Origin of the sequence: Paraburkholderia sp. HP33-1, assembly GCF_021390595.1 — a bacterium.
Classification (GTDB): Bacteria; Pseudomonadota; Gammaproteobacteria; order Burkholderiales; family Burkholderiaceae; genus Paraburkholderia.
This window is the reverse complement of the sequence record NZ_JAJEJR010000001.1, coordinates 2483358-2498420: the sequence shown is the minus strand read 5'-3', so window position 1 is coordinate 2498420 and position 15063 is coordinate 2483358. Positions and strand designations below refer to the sequence as shown.

Annotated in this window: 13 protein-coding genes; 3 read left to right on the top strand and 10 right to left on the bottom strand. The window is 66.4% G+C overall.

Annotated features, from left to right (window positions below; translation table 11 throughout):
• Window positions 1-27: 27 nt before the first annotated feature.
• The 8 genes from L0U81_RS11330 to L0U81_RS11295 all read right to left on the bottom strand — a co-directional run bounded on the left by L0U81_RS11330 (window position 28) and on the right by L0U81_RS11295 (window position 8000).
• Window positions 28-1563 (bottom strand): sigma-54 dependent transcriptional regulator, encoded by a 1536-nt coding sequence (locus L0U81_RS11330; RefSeq protein WP_233802665.1) that lies wholly within the window; start codon window positions 1561-1563, stop codon window positions 28-30.
• A 24-nt stretch (window positions 1564-1587) separates the two neighbouring features.
• A complete protein-coding gene (locus L0U81_RS11325) occupies window positions 1588-3039 on the bottom strand; it encodes a SlyX family protein (RefSeq protein WP_233802663.1) in 1452 nt (483 codons plus the stop codon).
• Between the two features lie 95 nt (window positions 3040-3134).
• On the bottom strand, window positions 3135-3944 hold the full coding sequence (locus L0U81_RS11320) for a peptidase C39 (protein WP_233802661.1): 810 nt from the start codon (window positions 3942-3944) through the stop codon (window positions 3135-3137).
• Window positions 3945-3951: 7 nt separating this feature from the next.
• Window positions 3952-4665 carry a C39 family peptidase gene (locus L0U81_RS11315; protein ID WP_233802659.1) on the bottom strand — a complete coding sequence of 238 codons (714 nt, stop codon included), beginning with the start codon at window positions 4663-4665 and terminating at the stop codon, window positions 3952-3954.
• Window positions 4666-4770: 105 nt separating this feature from the next.
• Window positions 4771-6162, bottom strand: coding sequence for a hypothetical protein (locus tag L0U81_RS11310; protein WP_233802657.1), 1392 nt, complete (start codon window positions 6160-6162; stop codon window positions 4771-4773).
• A gap of 26 nt (window positions 6163-6188) precedes the next feature.
• Complete coding sequence (locus L0U81_RS11305; RefSeq protein ID WP_233802655.1) at window positions 6189-6857, bottom strand: hypothetical protein; 669 nt, start codon at window positions 6855-6857, stop codon at window positions 6189-6191.
• Window positions 6854-7405, bottom strand: coding sequence for a hypothetical protein (locus tag L0U81_RS11300; RefSeq protein WP_233802653.1), 552 nt, complete (start codon window positions 7403-7405; stop codon window positions 6854-6856). The genes L0U81_RS11305 and L0U81_RS11300 overlap by 4 nt, the downstream gene beginning before the upstream one ends.
• A 118-nt stretch (window positions 7406-7523) precedes the next feature.
• The gene (locus L0U81_RS11295; RefSeq protein ID WP_233802651.1) at window positions 7524-8000 is read right to left on the bottom strand and encodes a hypothetical protein; all 477 of its coding nucleotides are present in this window, start codon (window positions 7998-8000) and stop codon (window positions 7524-7526) included.
• Between the two features lie 537 nt (window positions 8001-8537).
• On the opposite strand from L0U81_RS11295, the gene L0U81_RS11290 reads away from it, so the two are divergent.
• Together L0U81_RS11290 and L0U81_RS11285 are read left to right on the top strand one after the other, a co-directional pair.
• Window positions 8538-9932, top strand: coding sequence for a sigma-54 dependent transcriptional regulator (locus tag L0U81_RS11290; RefSeq protein WP_233802650.1), 1395 nt, complete (start codon window positions 8538-8540; stop codon window positions 9930-9932).
• A gap of 244 nt (window positions 9933-10176) precedes the next feature.
• Window positions 10177-11148 carry a thymidylate synthase gene (locus L0U81_RS11285; RefSeq protein WP_233802648.1) on the top strand — a complete coding sequence of 324 codons (972 nt, stop codon included), beginning with the start codon at window positions 10177-10179 and terminating at the stop codon, window positions 11146-11148.
• Window positions 11149-11252: 104 nt separating this feature from the next.
• Here L0U81_RS11285 and L0U81_RS11280 read toward each other — a convergent pair whose 3' ends face one another.
• Both L0U81_RS11280 and L0U81_RS11275 read right to left on the bottom strand, forming a co-directional pair.
• Window positions 11253-13742 carry a DUF6600 domain-containing protein gene (locus L0U81_RS11280; protein ID WP_233802646.1) on the bottom strand — a complete coding sequence of 830 codons (2490 nt, stop codon included), beginning with the start codon at window positions 13740-13742 and terminating at the stop codon, window positions 11253-11255.
• Between the two features lie 149 nt (window positions 13743-13891).
• Window positions 13892-14605, bottom strand: a complete 714-nt coding sequence (locus tag L0U81_RS11275) for an ArsR/SmtB family transcription factor (RefSeq protein ID WP_233802644.1) — start codon at window positions 14603-14605, stop codon at window positions 13892-13894.
• A gap of 209 nt (window positions 14606-14814) precedes the next feature.
• Between L0U81_RS11275 and L0U81_RS11270 the strand changes: the two genes are divergently transcribed.
• Complete coding sequence (locus tag L0U81_RS11270) at window positions 14815-14955, top strand: hypothetical protein (RefSeq protein WP_233802642.1); 141 nt, start codon at window positions 14815-14817, stop codon at window positions 14953-14955.
• The last annotated feature ends 108 nt before the right edge of the window (window positions 14956-15063 follow it).

Below are 15063 nucleotides of genomic sequence, written 5' to 3'. Positions count from 1 at the left end.
ACCCGATGCGATGACGCAGCCCGCCGCTCACCGCCGCGCTGGCTCGTCCGCCGCGAAAGCCCCCTTGTCGTCGGCGCCACCCGGTTCGCGCAAGCCAAGCGCGCCCATCAGCCGATACAGCGTCACGCGTGAAATGTTCAGATCCACTGCCGCCTCGTTCAACCGATGCCGATGGCGCAGCAGCGCAGCCTCGATCGCGCGTTTCTCGGCGGCCTCGCGCGCCTGCGTGAGCGTCATGCTCTCCTGACCGGCGAAGCCCGCGAGGTCGAGGTCGTCGGCCGAGATCAGCTTGTTCTCGGCCATCACGATCGCGCGGCGCACGCGGTTGATCAGCTCGCGTACGTTGCCGGGCCAGGTGTAGTTGTAGAGCGCCTCGATCGCCGATGGCGTGAAGCCGCGAATCTTGCGCGCGTTGTCGGTCTTGAACTTGTGCAGGATGTGATACGCGAGAATCTCGATGTCCTTGCCGCGCGCGCGCAGCGGCGGCTCGTCGACGCGTAGCACGCACAGGCGATGAAACAGGTCCGCACGGAACTGGCCGTCGCGCATCGCGCCGTCGAGATCGACGTGGGTCGCCGAGATGATGCGCACGTCGACCGGAATCGATTCGCGCCCGCCGAGCCGCTCGATCTTGCTTTCCTGCAGAAAGCGCAGCAGGCTCGCCTGGCTTTCGAGCGGCAGATCGCCGATTTCGTCGAGAAACAGCGTGCCGCCGTCGGCCGCCTCGACGCGACCGATCTTGCGGTGATTTGCGCCGGTGAACGCGCCGCGCTCGTAGCCGAATAGTTCGGATTGCAAAAGGTGATGCGGGATCGCGCCGCAGTTGATCGCCGTGAACTCCGCCTTGCGGCGCGGCGAGCGTTCGTGGATCGCGAGCGCGGTGAGCTCCTTGCCGGTACCCGACTCGCCCGAGATGAACACGCTCGCATCGGTGTTCGCGACCTTGCGGATCGTGCGAAAGAGCTGCTGCATCGCCTCGCAGGTGCCGACCATTTCGTCGTCGCCCGCTTCGCTGACGGGCGGCGCGAGTTCCGGGTCGCACAGCGTGACCATGCCGAACGCGTGGCCGGCCAGATAGTCGATCGTCGCGGGCGCGACGGGCAGCTTCACGAAGTCGAAGCAGTAGTGGCGCACGAGGCGTCGCACGAGCGGATCGTTGAGCTGCTCGCTGGTCGCGAGCGCGATCCAGCCGACCTGCTGCTGGCGCAGACTCGCCTCGAGCCCGCCGAGGTCGCGCGGCGCGAAACTGGCCAGATCGACGATGCCCGCGCACGCGACGCCGGGCTTCACGTGGCGCCCGAGTTCGTGCGCCGAGCGCGCGGCCGCGACCTGCCAGCCGCGGCTCTTCAGATGCGCGATCAGCGTTTCGTCGGGTGCGCGCGCGACGTAGAGCAACTGTCGCTCGCCTCCGCGCGCCGCGGCGTTTGCCGGTGGATCGACGGACCGTGCCGCGCAGGACCCGGCAGACGGCACGGCGGCGCACTCTTTCGGCACCGCGAGCGACAGATGCGATCCCGCTGCCGCGACGGAAGCCACACTGGTCAGATGAGATGTTTCACGCACGTTCGACCTCGCATCGTTGGCACGTCAGAAGGTGTACGGAAAGCGCACGCCGACCACGAAGTTCGGCGCGTCGGGCGTGAGTCCGATCGAGACCGAGCCGTTGATGGTCAGGTGCTTGTTCACGACGTGGTTCAGGCCAAAATTCATCGCCGCGGCCGTGGTTTCGCTGCCCGGCACTCTCTGGTAGCTGCCACCCGGTGCCTTGGTCTGCGATTCGGGTTCGAGCGCCATGGTGAACGACACGCTGGCCGAATCCTTGTCGGAGAACGCGAGTGCGACACCGCCGCCGAACTGCACGATGTCGCCGAGCTTGACCGTCGCCGGTTCGGTCTGCCCCTGCACCGACGAGATGTCCGCGAACGAACGCGCGAAGTTGTAGGTATAGGAAACGCTGCCGAACAACACGACCGGGTCGTAGGTCTTCAGCACCGACAGACCCGCCGTGATGTTCCAGAAGCCGGTGCCGGTCGGCAGTTTGGTCGGCGCGACCAGATTGGTGTTGTTCTGGTCTACCTGCACGACTTTCTCGCCGAACGGCGAGCTGCCGGTCGGCGCCTTCACGCGCAGACTGCCGACCACGTCCGGCATCGCGTTGGTTTCCCTGACGAACTGGTAATAGAGGCCGAAGTTCACGTCGCCGATGTCGTGGCTCGACACAGTCGCGTCCGACAACGTGCTCGCCGCGCCCCCCGCGCCGCCGACGATGAAGTTGCTGCGCCGGTACACGTACGGCACGTCGACGTCGACGTTGATGCGGTCGGACACGCCGTAGCGCGTGTCGAGGTCCGCCATCACCTGGTGCGACTTGGTCTGGCCGAGGTTGATGTTGCCGAGGAAAATCGCGTCGAGCGCGAGGAAGCCCGACAACTGCAACTGACGTCGGTCGTAGTAGGTGTCGCTGATGCCGAAGTCCATCGTCAGCTTGTGATCGAAGAGCGGGGCGTGCTCGCGCTGCACGACCGCCTGCTCGGCCTGCGTGCGTACCGGCTCGTTCGCGCGCTGGGTCTGGCCGACCGCGCCGCTGCCGTCGGTGGCGGGCGGCAGGCCGCCTGAGTTGGTGCTGCCGGCATTGCTGCCGTCCGGCGTCGGCGGATTGACCGGCACGCCGGTCGCGGTGCCGGTCGTGCCCCCTGGCGCGGGCGCGCCCGGCACGATCTGCGCGAGCGGCGGCAGCGGCACGGGCAGGCCGTCGGCGCCGGGCTGCTCGGCCACCGTGTCGCTGCCCGCGGGGGCGCCCGCGCCCGGCACGCCGCGTCCGCGTTGCGCCATCTCGAGTTCGGTGACCTGGCGTTCGAGCGATTGGATCTGCCGCTGCTGCTCGTCGACGACGCGCATCAGCGTGTTAAGACGGTCCTCCACGGATTGACCGGCGAGCGCCTGCGCGCTCGCCGATTGCGCAAGAGCCCATAGCATGGCGGCGGCCGGAATGGCCGCGAGAGTCATGCGCGGCGCCCTGGTCGATGACACTTTTTTCATTTTCTGCTCCCCCGGTGCTTCGGCTGCGCGGATCCTGACTGCGCGGCCGTATCTTTACTGCGTGTGCTGCAGCTGGCGGGTGGCGGCCCGCCTTGTTATCTCCTGTTTTGCAGTGCCTGTAGTACGCCTAACTGACGGAGCATCGAAGCCGACATCTGCTGGGTTTGCAGATGCAGTTGCAGGGCGTTGGAGACTTGCTGGTTATTGCCTGCAATCTGCAGCAGCTGGGCGATCTGACCGTTGCTCGGCGCGATGGTCTGGGTGGCGATCCCAGCGGGTGTCTGCAGCGCGACGCTCACGCCGTTGCTGCCGAACGAAATGCCGGCTTTCACCGAGCTGTTCGAATTGCTGGCCGACGCCGACGGCGCGTTGGCGGAGCCCATCAGCGTCACGGCGCTGTTATTGAAATCGATTAGCGCGGAGTTGGTGCCGCTGTTGCGATCGCCCGCGACCTGGGTGACCTGCGATACACCGTTGACGCCGATGCTCTGGCCGCCGCTCGCCTGGGCATTCGAATTGGCGCCCGAATTGCCTGCGTAGCCGTGCGCGCCGCCGGTCACGCTCGCGAACGTGTTGATAGAGCTCTTGAGCTGCCCGCTGCCATCCTGCACCGCGCTCAGCGAGCCCTGGGCGAGCGCGCCCGCGCCATTGGGCAACTGCCATTGCGAAATGACGTTCAGCACGAAGCCGGAGATCATCGTCGCGCCGGCGTATTTGCCGGTCTGGGTTGCGAGCACGTCGTCGTCGACGAGTTGCACCCGCAGGGGCGCGGCTCCCGGCTCGCGCGGTATCGAGAGTTCGGGGGCCGGTGGCGAGGCGGCGCCCTCCGAAGCGTGGGCGAGGCCGCTTGCGCCGCATGCGATGGCGCAGAGCACGAACCCAAGCTGTGTGAAGTGTGACTTCATGATGGGATCAGAACATGTCTGCCTTGTTCAAGCCGTACTCGAAAAAGGGAGTCGCGGCGGTGCCGGCTGCCAGCGCTGCGGCGCGCAGCTTCAGCGCGAGCGACTCGTTGTCCTGCAACAGCGGTGAATCCTCCCTGAAGGGTTTGCCGAGGACCGCGAACACGAGACCGTTCCAAGTCTTCGCGAAGTCCTCTTCGAGCACGATGCGATTGCCGAGCGCCGGGTCCGCGATGAACACGCGGCCGTCCTGCGCATGCTTGACGATCACGAAATGCTCGTACCCGTCGATGTTCATCAGGACCATCACGGGGATCTGAAGGTGGTGAAGCGCTTCGACGTTGACGCGAAAGCCGCGGCCGCGCAGTCCGATGGTTTCGACGAAGTGCTTCATGTCGAGCATCGAGAAGCCGTTCCTGACGACGACTTCGGGCGTCGAGAAGACCATCATTCGACGAATCAGTTCGGTCTCCGGAATATCGATGCCGTAGCCGTACTTGAGGAGGGTGGCGAGCGCCGCCGCGCCGCAGCTGAAATCGAACTGCTGACTGACGATGTGGTTGTAGCGCAGGTCCTTCATCGAGCGGACCGTCTTCGTCAACGGCACGCCGGCGAACGTCGACGTGTCGATGCTCGATTGCGCGGCCGCGTGGTCCGCGCAGAGCATGCAGCCTGCCAGCGCTACGGCGAACGGTAGCGCCGGGAACCCCTTGCACCCGGTCATGCTGGTCTCCTGCCCGATCCGCGCCGGCAGCTTCTACGGCTGCCGGCGCGCCTTTCCGACTGCTTTGTGCTTCTTCTGCCTGCCTGCGCCCGTCGCTTCGCCGGCTTACTTGCCGCTGTTCAGCGCTGCGATGGCGAGGCCGTTGTGCTGCAGGTTGCCCGCGCCGCCGGCGATGTTCACGCCGATGTTGCCGGAGGCGCCTTTCAGCGTATCGGCACCCAGACTTGCCGTGCCCTGGAATTGCCCGTGAACGGCCATCGTGGCGGATTGCGAGTTGTCGTCCGTCGCATCCATCGCGGTGGTCAGCGCCTTGCCCGGATCGGTCGTCGTCACGGCGCCGGCTAGCGCGTTGTCCTGCGCATTGCCGATACCGGACGCGATGTTCACGCCGACGTTGCCCGTCACGCCCGACAGCGACCCGTTGCCGACCGACGCGTTCAGATTGAAGTTGTGGATCGTCGCGTTGCCGCCCGAGGACTGCACGTTGAAGTCCTGGGCATTGCCGAACACGTTGCCGACGTCGACCGAGGCAAGCGACACGTCGTTGCTCTGCGCGTTGTCGATGCCTTCCGCGATGTTGATGCCGAGGTTGCCCGACACGTTGCTGGCCGCATTGGTGCCGGTGGTCGCGTTCAGCGTGCCGGCCGCTTCGTTGTTGATGTGCTGGGTGATCGAGCCGCGCGTCGTCACGTCGGTCGTCGTCATGCCTTCGTCGATGCCCCATGCGGCGCCGTACGAATTGCTCGACGACGAGCGGCTGCTCGAGTAGCCCGACGATTGCTCGCTGACCCTCGCATAGCCGGAGCCTTCGCTCGCGGTGAAGCCCCACGTACGGCGTTGCCCGGACGCTTCGCTCGCCTCGAAGCCGCCGGCGACGCGCGACGAGTTCGAGTAGCTCGATTCGCGATAACCGGCCTGCAGGCCGCCGCGGGCGCTGAACGAGCCGCTGCCGTGCGAGAACGTGTTGTGGTCCTGATAGCTGTAGCTGCCACCGATCGAGCCGCCCGCCGAGATATGGCCGCCCGAGTTCTGACTCGTGTGCGAGAAGCCGCCTGCGATGCCTGATGCCTGCTGGCTCGTTTCATAGCCGCTGCCTGACGCGCTCGCGCTCTGGCTGCCGTATGCATAGCCGCCGGAGGCTTCGAAACCCTGCGAGCTCGAGCTCGACGAGGTATGGTTTTGCGTCGTGAACGCGAATGCCGTGCCGCTGCCTCTGACCGACGTCCTGTTGTTGTTGAGCGTCGTGGTCACGTTGCCGCTGGTGTAGGTCTGCGCCTGCGGATCGAGCGTTGCATTCACGTTGACCATCTGGTTGTTGTTGATCACCGCGTTGGCCGTGCTGGAGACGTGCACGCAGCCGAACAGTCCGACCAGACCTTCGACGCCGACCATCTCGCCGACGACCGTCGTATTGAACAGGTAGGCCTTCTGCGGCGCGGCAAGCACGCTGCCGGATGCGGCAACGAGAACGGCCGTGGCAATAAGAGTGCGCTTCATGATTCGCTCCGATACTTTAAGTGTGGTCAGTTAAAAAAAGTGCCCGCCGGGGGACGGAGCACAAAACTGTTTGCCGTGGCATTACCGGCGCCGGCGGCCTGGTTGATCTGGACGATTCCGTGGGCGTTGCGCAAGGCATCGCTGGAGATGCTTGCCTCGCGCACGCCGTGGATCGCATTCGATTGCCCCAGACTCCCGCTTTTCGGGGCCGTCGCGGATAGCTCCCCATCAGAGACGGTCTCGACTCCGAGCGCGGCAGACCCGATCTGGGTGCTGTTGCGCTGCAGATTCCCTGCTCCGGCCGACTGGTTCACCAGCACCGCGCCGGATGTGTTCGAAAACGCGTTGGCTTCGATCGACGCTTGCGCGCGCGGCACGTTCGCGGCCACCGACGCGCTTTGCACGCTCGCGGTCGCATTGCCGACCGAGCCGCCGCTCGTCACCGTGATCTGGTTGGCCTGCGCGTTGTCGAGTCCGGCCGTTTCGTTGACCGTGAGCGCGCCCGTCACGCCCATACCCGCGCCGGTGCCGATCGTCGCGGTGGCGCCGACGACCGGCACCCCTTGCGATTGCGCGTGCGCCTGACCCGCGACGAGCGCAGCGGCGCCGAAGCACAGGCACGTGCACACGCGCAAGGCTGTGCGCCTCGAAGTGACTTGCAGTGATCGCAGCGAGGGACGAAGGCGCGTGTTCATTTCAGACCTCCGAGCCCGCCGCCGAGCGCGTTCGACAACGGCGCGAGCGCGCCCGTCACCGATGAGCTGATCGTGCCGCCGATGCCCGCCGCCGGTCCGCCGATGCCACCCGAATTCAGCGGGATCGTGTTGCCGGTCGCCTTGCCGCTCAGGATCTGCGTGACGGCCTGCATGCCGGTTCCGCCGAGCGCGCCGCCGGCGGCGACGCCGGTCGACCCGTGCGCGTTCGTCAGATCGGTGTCGCCGACGAGCGTCGCGATCGCCGGGTCGAACGAGTTGGCCGGGAAAGTGGTGGCGCGCACGGCGACCGGGTCCTGGTCGCGCGGCACGGGGACGAACGCGTCGCGCGGCGTTACGCTGCGCTCGACGATGATGTCGCCCGGGTTGGCGACCTGCTCGGCATACGCGTAGCTCGCGAAGCAGGTGGTGATGAGTACGCTGGCGAGGAGGGTGGCCCTGGTCGAAGCCACGCGCGGCAAGACAGGAGCGCAGCTGAACGACACCGCCGACAGGCCGAAGGCGTGCGGCGTCTGGTGGTTCGTAGTCATGTCCCGGTCCCTTCCTGCTTGTTTCTTGTGTCCCGCCGGCGTGGGGCGCGTTGTTTTGCGCGAGGCAGCCGGTCCTGCATTGCCTGGTTATTTGTTGTCTGCTGGTTGCTTCGTTTTGCTACTTCCGCTGGTACGTCGCGACATTGCCCTGGGCGGCGCGGGCAGCGTCGACCGGCACCGGCAGCGGCGAGGGCGGGGCGATCTCGTCCCACAACGTCACCTGGTTGCCGCCGCCTTGCATCAGCTGCGGCGTCGCGGCGACCATCAGCAAGCCGACCGCGCCGCCGCGTTGGCGTGACAGGATCTGGTCGTCGAGCGAAATATCGTTCACGGTTGCAGCATCGACAGCCGGGTTCGACGCGTTGGCGGAAGTCTGGCTGTTGTCTGCGGCGGGAGCCGGCGCGGTGACTTGCCGGCTGGCGAGGGGCGGGGCAGCGGCATCGCTGGAATCCGCCAGTGTGGCGGATTGAGGCAAGGTGGCCGGCGCCGTCGGGGTGCCGGCACTCGCCGGCGGGACGCTAAATATGAGTGCTGCGCAAATTGCGAAGTACGGTACGCAGCGGCTTGTCAGATCGATGCGCAATGCGAGTCGCATGATGTGTCTCCCTGGTGCACGCCATTTAGCGAAACATGTGCCATCGCTCGCAATCCATTGATGCGTCTGGAGGCAACCAGCAGAAACACAACTAATGCGCATCAAATCGGAAAAAAACGTTTCAGCGCTGAAACGGACCAGCAGAAAATACCTATAATTCGATAATTCGTAAGGTACGCAGTACTGTCGCCCAAGCGCCACGAAAAGCGCTTCCACTAATGTTTTATTTGCCGGCTGAATAAATCATGATCGGCCGCAAAGCCTTGGTGGGTAAGGATTCTGTTGATTACATTCGCATAATTGTTTTCGAAGCGGCGCTCGTATAGTAAGCTCTCGAAAACAGCTTCAAATTTAAAAAAGCCCGTATCGGGCCGTCTCAAACACACACGCCGCTTTCTTGGGGATCAGCTGTCCGCACGGAATGGAATGGCCGTTCGGTTTTTGCGATTTGCGAATCCCGAACGAGTCAGCGTGTCTGAACCTCAGTTTCAGGTGCATGCGTCGTCCTTAACGTTCGTTGACGAGAGGATCTGAATAATGGAACCCGCAACGCGGCAACTGATTTACGTTTCGCGCGATCCGAGCGCGGAACTGAATACGCGTTTTCTGCAGCGCGGCTGGCATGTCGAAGTCGTGGGATCGGCGCGCGATGCGCGCCGGGCTGTGCGTATCGGAGCGGCAGCGGGCGGCCTGCTCGATCTGTCGAGCGATTTCCTGCCGCACGAAATCGCCGCTTTTGAATCCTGTTTGACCATGCCGAACGTCGGCTGGGTCGCTGCCACCACGCCCGGTCAGCTGCAGGACGCTGCGCTGCGCCGGCTCGTGCGCGACTATTGTTTCGATTACGTGACGGTGCCGTATTCGGGCGACCGTATCGTCGATTCGGTGGGTCATGCATACGGCATGATTTCGCTGGGCGAGACCGCGTCGAACGACGGCTCGCAGGGCGCCGAAGGCGAGATGGTCGGCTCGTGTGACGCGATGCTCGCGCTGTTCCGCTCGATCCGCAAGGTCGCGATGACCGACGCGCCGGTGTTCATCTCCGGCGAATCGGGCACCGGCAAGGAGCTGACGGCGGTCGCGATTCACGAGCGCTCGGCGCGGCGCAACGCGCCGTTCGTACCGATCAATTGCGGCGCGATCCCGCCGCACCTTCTTCAATCCGAACTGTTCGGTTACGAACGCGGCGCGTTTACCGGCGCGAACCAGCGCAAGATCGGCCGGGTCGAGGCGGCCAATGGCGGCACGCTGTTTCTCGACGAAATTGGCGATCTGCCGCTCGAAAGCCAGGCGAGCCTGTTGCGCTTCCTGCAAGAGCGCAAGGTCGAGCGGCTCGGCGGACACACCGCGATCGACGTCGACGTGCGCATCATTTCGGCCACCCACGTGGACATGACCGCGGCGATGATCGAAGGGCGCTTCCGCTCCGACCTGTATCACCGCCTCTGCGTGCTGCAGATCGACGAACCGCCGCTGCGCGCGCGCGGCAAGGACATCGAGTTGCTCGCGCGGCACATGCTGGAGCGTTTCAAGAAGGATGCGAGCCGGCGCCTGCGCGGTTTCGCTCCCGATGCGATCGCCGCGCTGCATAACTACGGCTGGCCGGGCAACGTTCGCGAGCTGATCAACCGGGTGCGGCGCGCGATCGTGATGTCGGAGGGACGCGCGATCACCGCGCGCGACCTCGAACTCGCCGAATACGTCGAGATCGTGCCGGTTTCGCTCGCGCAGGCGCGCGAAGCAGCCGAGCGTCAGGCGATCGAGCTCGCGTTGCTGCGGCATCGCGGGCGGCTCGGTGACGCGGCGCAGGAGCTCGGCATCTCGCGGGTGACGCTGTATCGGCTGCTGTGCTCGCACGGCATGCGTCATATGGAAGGCGAGCCGATGGCGCCGCCGCACGGTGATTTGCCGGCGTCGGTGCCGCATCTGTGAGGCGGCGGGCGAGCGGCGCGACTGGCAACGTGGCGTGTCCAGGCTTGACGCGTCGCCGCGAGTTTCGGGTTCTGTTGGTCTCCCTCGCGTTCCGCGGCCTTTTCCTCTCCGTCTGAAATCCCCCTTGGAATTTCCCATGCGGCACGCCGTGGCCCGGCGGCGTGCGGTCGCGCTTGTTAGAATCGAGTTTTGCTCAATTCCGTGGCGTGCCTGGTTGGGTTCGCGCCGCGTCGAAGGAAACCGCATGAAACAATACCTGGACCTCGTTCGTACGATTCTCGACACCGGCACGTGGCAGGAAAACCGCACCGGCATCCGCACCATCAGCATGCCCGGCGCGATGCTGCGCTTCGATCTGCAGCAGGGCTTTCCCGCCGTCACGACCAAGAAGCTCGCGTTCAAGTCGGCGATCGGTGAACTGGTCGGGTTTCTGCGTGCGTCGCGCAGCGCCGCGGATTTTCGCGACCTCGGCTGCAAGGTGTGGGACGGGAACGCGAATCAGAACGCGCAGTGGCTTGCCAATCCGTATCGCGAAGGCCCGGATGATCTGGGCGACGTCTACGGCGTGCAATGGCGCAAATGGCCGGCCTACAAGGTGCTCGACGCCAGCGCGAGCGCGCAGCTCGCCGACGCCCAGGCGCGCGGTTTCCGCGTGATCACGCAGTTCGACGAAGAAGGTCGCTCGAAGGTGCTGCTTTACAAGGCGATCGACCAGTTGCGCCAGTGCCTCGACACGATCATGCAAAACCCCGCCGATCGACGGATTCTGTTCCATGCGTGGAATCCGGCCGTGCTGGACCAGATCGCGCTGCCGGCCTGCCATCTGCTGTACCAGTTCCTGCCCAACGCCACGCGCCGCGAGATTTCGCTGTGCCTGTATATCCGCAGCAACGACGTCGGGCTCGGCACGCCGTTCAATCTGACCGAGGGCGCGGCGCTGCTGCATCTGGTCGGGCGGCTGACGGGCTATACGCCGCGCTGGTTCAGTTATTTCATCGGCGACGCGCATATCTACGAGAATCAGCTCGACATGCTGAACCAGCAGCTCAAGCGCGAGCCGTACGAGAGCCCGCGGCTCGCAATTTCAGAGCGCGTGCCCGAGTACGCGAAGACCGGTATGTACGAGCCCGAATGGCTCGAGAAGATCGAGCCGGCGGATTTTTCGCTGGTCGGCTATCGGCATCACGAGCCGCTGACGGCGCCGATGGCGATCTGATCCCGGTGGAAGCGGGGCGGTAGCGCCGCGACTTCAAATGTGAAAAGCCCCGCGATGGTTTGCATCGCGGGGCTTTTTTATTGCCCGTACGGCAGGCGGCCTGCTCAGCCTTTGTGATGCTCGTCGCGATTGCTGCCGCCCTGGTGCTGCTCGGCGTGTTGCTGTTGCGGCTGCGGTTGCGCCCGCGGCTGCTGGACCGGCTGGGGCCGTGGTTCGGGGCGCGGCTGCTGCACCTGCGGACGCGGTTCGGGGCGGGGTTGTTGGATCTGCGGACGCGGTTCGACACGCGGCTGCTGCGCCTGCTGGAGCTGCGGCTCGGGGCGGGGTTGTTGCATCTGCGGACGCGGTTCGACACGCGGCTGTTGCGCCTGCTGCATCTGGGGTTCAGGACGCGGCTGCTGAGGCGGCGTGGCGCGCGGCGGCTGTTGCATCGTCGGCGGATGCCCTTCCGGTATCCGGGCCTGTTGCTGCGGAGCCCGGTTCTCCTGCGGATGCGGCACACCAGACTGCTGCGCGAATCCCTGCTGCTGCGGCGCGCGTGGCTGCTCCACACGAGGTGCCTGCTGCGCCATCGGCGTATGGGGCTGGGTCCATGCTGGCTCCGACCGGCCGACCGCGCCCCATTGCTGTGGCGCGCCGTGCTGCTGTGCAGCTGCGTTGGCCGGATTGCCACCACCTGCTTGCGGCGGCCGCGGCACACCGTTCGACGGATGGCCCAGATTGCCCGCTGGCCCGGTCTCGCCGGGCTGCGGCGGATGCCCATTGCCCGCCATCTGCGGCGGCATACCCGGACGCGCCTGCGGCGCTTCGCCATGCGGTCCCATGGCACCCGTTTCGCCGGGTCGCTGGCCGGCCTGCTCGACGCCATGTGGCGCGTTGCCGCCTGCCGCGCCAGGCACAGCGGGCGCACCCGCCGCCATCCCCGGTGGACGTCCCGGCACATGCGATTGCACGACCCGCACGTTCGCGACCGGCAGCGCGCCCGGTGTGCCGGTCATATGTGCGGGCACCGAGGTGCGCACGACCGGTTCGCCGCCACCGGGCACCCGACCGCCGCCTTGCGCGAAGCGCTGCGCGAGCTCGTCGTGATACGCGGCCGGCATGACGGGATTGCGGGTCGCGACGACCGGCCGTGCGACGACACTCGCCGGCGGCCGATAGTTCGCGCGCCGCAGATCCGCCCCGAAGCTCTCGCGCACCGGCGCGATCCCCGGTGCGCCAGGGTTGATCCGTGCGTTGCGCCACTGCGCGGGATCGACCTTCTGTGAAAAGCGTGCGACCGGCTGACCATGCACGAACGCGGTTGCCGGCACGGCCGTCACGCAGCCCGGCACGCGATAGTTCACGTACGTGTTGTGGATGTTCACGTTCCGGTGGTAATCGTTGAAGATCGTCGGGCGGTTCACGCGGTCGTAGTACCTGGCGCTCCAGTGGTCGTGATCGCCCCAATGCGGATGCCATGGCTCGCCCGGTCCGAGCGGAAACCACGCGACGCCGGCCGCGATGACCCCGCCGACCGCCAGATTCACGCCCCAGTCAATGCCGCCATTGTCATCACCGACGAACGCAACCAGCGCCGGCGCGTAGACCGGCGGCGCGTCGGCTTCGAGCGGACCGGGCACCCAGGCCCACGTGCCGTCGACCTCGGCCCAGCGACCGTAGTGGTACGGCGCGAAGCCCCAGGGTTGATCGTCGACCCAAGTCCAGCCCCAAGGCGCCTGCCAGACCCAGTGGCCGTCGTGATACGGCGCCCAGCCGGCCGGCGTCGCGTTCGGCACCCAGACTTCGCCGTATTGCGGAGTCGCGCGCCACGTGCCGTTGGCGTCGAGATCCTCGTAGCCGGGGATGTCGCGCGACACGTAGCGTGCCGACTGCGAGCGGTCTTCGGTGGCGTCGCGGCTGGCGGCCCACTGGTCGAGCTCATCGGGAGCGGGCGCGCGGTTGTCGGCGAGCTGCTGCAGGCTGGTGCCGGTAAAGCGGATCTGCTGGCCTGCCTCGACCGGCACCTGGCCGCCGTCGCCGTACGCGATCGCGCTGCCGCTGCGCACGGTGACGGTCGTGCTGCTGCCGTCGGGCGCGACGTCGACGCGGTAGTCGCCGGGGCCGTTCACGCCGAGCGCGAGATTCGGCGTGTCGATTTCATACGACGAGCCCGGCGCGAGTTCGCGCACACGCGTCGACAGCGTGCCTTGCGCGACTTTCAGTTGCGCGGTCGTGTCGTCGAGATTGAGCACGTCGAGGCTCGTGTTCTGGCCGAGGCGCACTGCCGTCGAGCCGATGTGCAGCTCGGAGCGCGCGTTCTGGTCGTTCCACAACTGGTCGCCGGTTGTCAGCGGCCGGTTGATCTGCGCGTACGACCAGTCGGCCGCGCCGGCGGGCTCGGTGGTCACGGCGCCGGCCGTGTAGTTCAGACGCGCGATGCGCCCGGGCGGATCGCCGGCCGCCACAGCGGCCGCGGTTTGCGGCGCGGGCGGCGCTTCCTGCGCAAGGCTCGCTTGCGTGGCGAGCGCGACGACGGCGGCCGCGATCAGCGTATAGCCGGTCATCCGGCGTTTGATCCCGGTTTGCTGCATGGGCTGGTTGGTATTTGTCATGACTGATCTCCGGCGGACGCGGCAATGGGCTGAGTCCGTTCAGTCACTGTACCTTCCGTCCATGTTTCAAGGCCCGCTCATTTGTAAAGTGGATTCGCGGGCATGTAACAAAAGGTCTCGCGGCGTCGCGACGTGGAGGCGTCGAGGCTCTATCCGGCCAGAAACGCATCGAAATGCTGATGGCCGGCGGGCGTGACACGCAGCACGCGCGGCCGCTCGGTCCGCTCGACCCAGCCATGCGACGACCACACCTCGAGCAGCGCCGCGCCGAGCGCGCCGCCCAGATGCGGCCGGCGCATGCTCCAGTCGAGGCAGGTACACGCGAAGCGCCGCCGCCGGGTCTTCTGCGCGGCGAGGTCGATGCCCCAGTCGGCGAAGCGGGCGGCGCCCTGCGCGGTCGCGTCGAGCGATGTGCCGTGCTGCGTCAGCAGTCCGCGCTCGAGCATGCGCTCGAAGATCCGCACCGATAGTTCGCCCGCCATGTGGTCGTAGCAGGTCCGCGCGTAGCGCATGTCGAGCGGCACAGTGCGGGCGGGACGCGGCACGGACCGCTGCGGCGCGCTGGCCTGCGCGACGTTGGCAAGCGCTTCGATCGATGCGGCGATGTCCGGCGACGCGATGCGGAAATAGCGATGCCGGCCGCGCACTTCGAGCGCGAGCAGCCCGCCGTCGGTGAGCCGGGCGAGATGGGCGCTCGCCGCCGATGGCGACAGCCCCGCGATCATCGTCAGCTCACCAGCGGGGCGGGCGCTGCCGTCCATCAGCGCCCACAGCATCGCGGCGCGGCCGGGGTCGGCGAGCAGCGAGCCGATCCGGCTCAGGCCGGGGAAGTGGTTCTGGTTGTCTGCGAGGGGGGAGGTCATGGCGCCTTTCCTGAATAGGTGGTGAAGGGCAGTGCGGCCAATTTGCAAGGCGCACCGCCACGTTCCCTACTCTACGCGCATCAGGTATTCGACGTTTCAGCTTCGGATGAACAATGAATGCAGCGGAGGTGTCCAGCCAGCCCGCGTTCCCACGCCGTCTCATGCCGCCAGGCTAGAATCGAAGTCTGTTCTTGCTGGAATACGATGTGATGAAAACTCTTCTGGCCGTCGCCGCGGCGGTTCTGCTGTTCAGCGCCTGCGCAGGGGGCGGAGCCGGTTCGGGCTCGGCTGGCAGCGGCAGCATCAACATGTACGGCACCATCGACCAAGGGATCAGCGTCCACAACTGACGCTGCGCAACCGTCCCGAAACGACAGTCTGGCCCCGAGCGTCGGGCCATCGACGCGCCCGACCGGCCCATTGCGCCGCGTTCCCCAATCGACTCCGCGCCGCGCGCA

Coding starts and splice junctions, on each gene's coding strand:
- L0U81_RS11325 (WP_233802663.1), bottom strand. CDS start 3,039: ATGAAAAAAGTGTCATCGACCAGGGCGCCGCGCATGACTCTCGCGGCC.
- L0U81_RS11320 (WP_233802661.1), bottom strand. CDS start 3,944: ATGAAGTCACACTTCACACAGCTTGGGTTCGTGCTCTGCGCCATCGCA.
- L0U81_RS11315 (WP_233802659.1), bottom strand. CDS start 4,665: ATGACCGGGTGCAAGGGGTTCCCGGCGCTACCGTTCGCCGTAGCGCTG.
- L0U81_RS11310 (WP_233802657.1), bottom strand. CDS start 6,162: ATGAAGCGCACTCTTATTGCCACGGCCGTTCTCGTTGCCGCATCCGGC.
- L0U81_RS11305 (WP_233802655.1), bottom strand. CDS start 6,857: ATGAACACGCGCCTTCGTCCCTCGCTGCGATCACTGCAAGTCACTTCG.
- L0U81_RS11300 (WP_233802653.1), bottom strand. CDS start 7,405: ATGACTACGAACCACCAGACGCCGCACGCCTTCGGCCTGTCGGCGGTG.
- L0U81_RS11295 (WP_233802651.1), bottom strand. CDS start 8,000: ATGCGACTCGCATTGCGCATCGATCTGACAAGCCGCTGCGTACCGTAC.
- L0U81_RS11290 (WP_233802650.1), top strand. CDS start 8,538: ATGGAACCCGCAACGCGGCAACTGATTTACGTTTCGCGCGATCCGAGC.
- L0U81_RS11285 (WP_233802648.1), top strand. CDS start 10,177: ATGAAACAATACCTGGACCTCGTTCGTACGATTCTCGACACCGGCACG.
- L0U81_RS11280 (WP_233802646.1), bottom strand. CDS start 13,742: ATGACAAATACCAACCAGCCCATGCAGCAAACCGGGATCAAACGCCGG.
- L0U81_RS11275 (WP_233802644.1), bottom strand. CDS start 14,605: ATGACCTCCCCCCTCGCAGACAACCAGAACCACTTCCCCGGCCTGAGC.
- L0U81_RS11270 (WP_233802642.1), top strand. CDS start 14,815: ATGAAAACTCTTCTGGCCGTCGCCGCGGCGGTTCTGCTGTTCAGCGCC.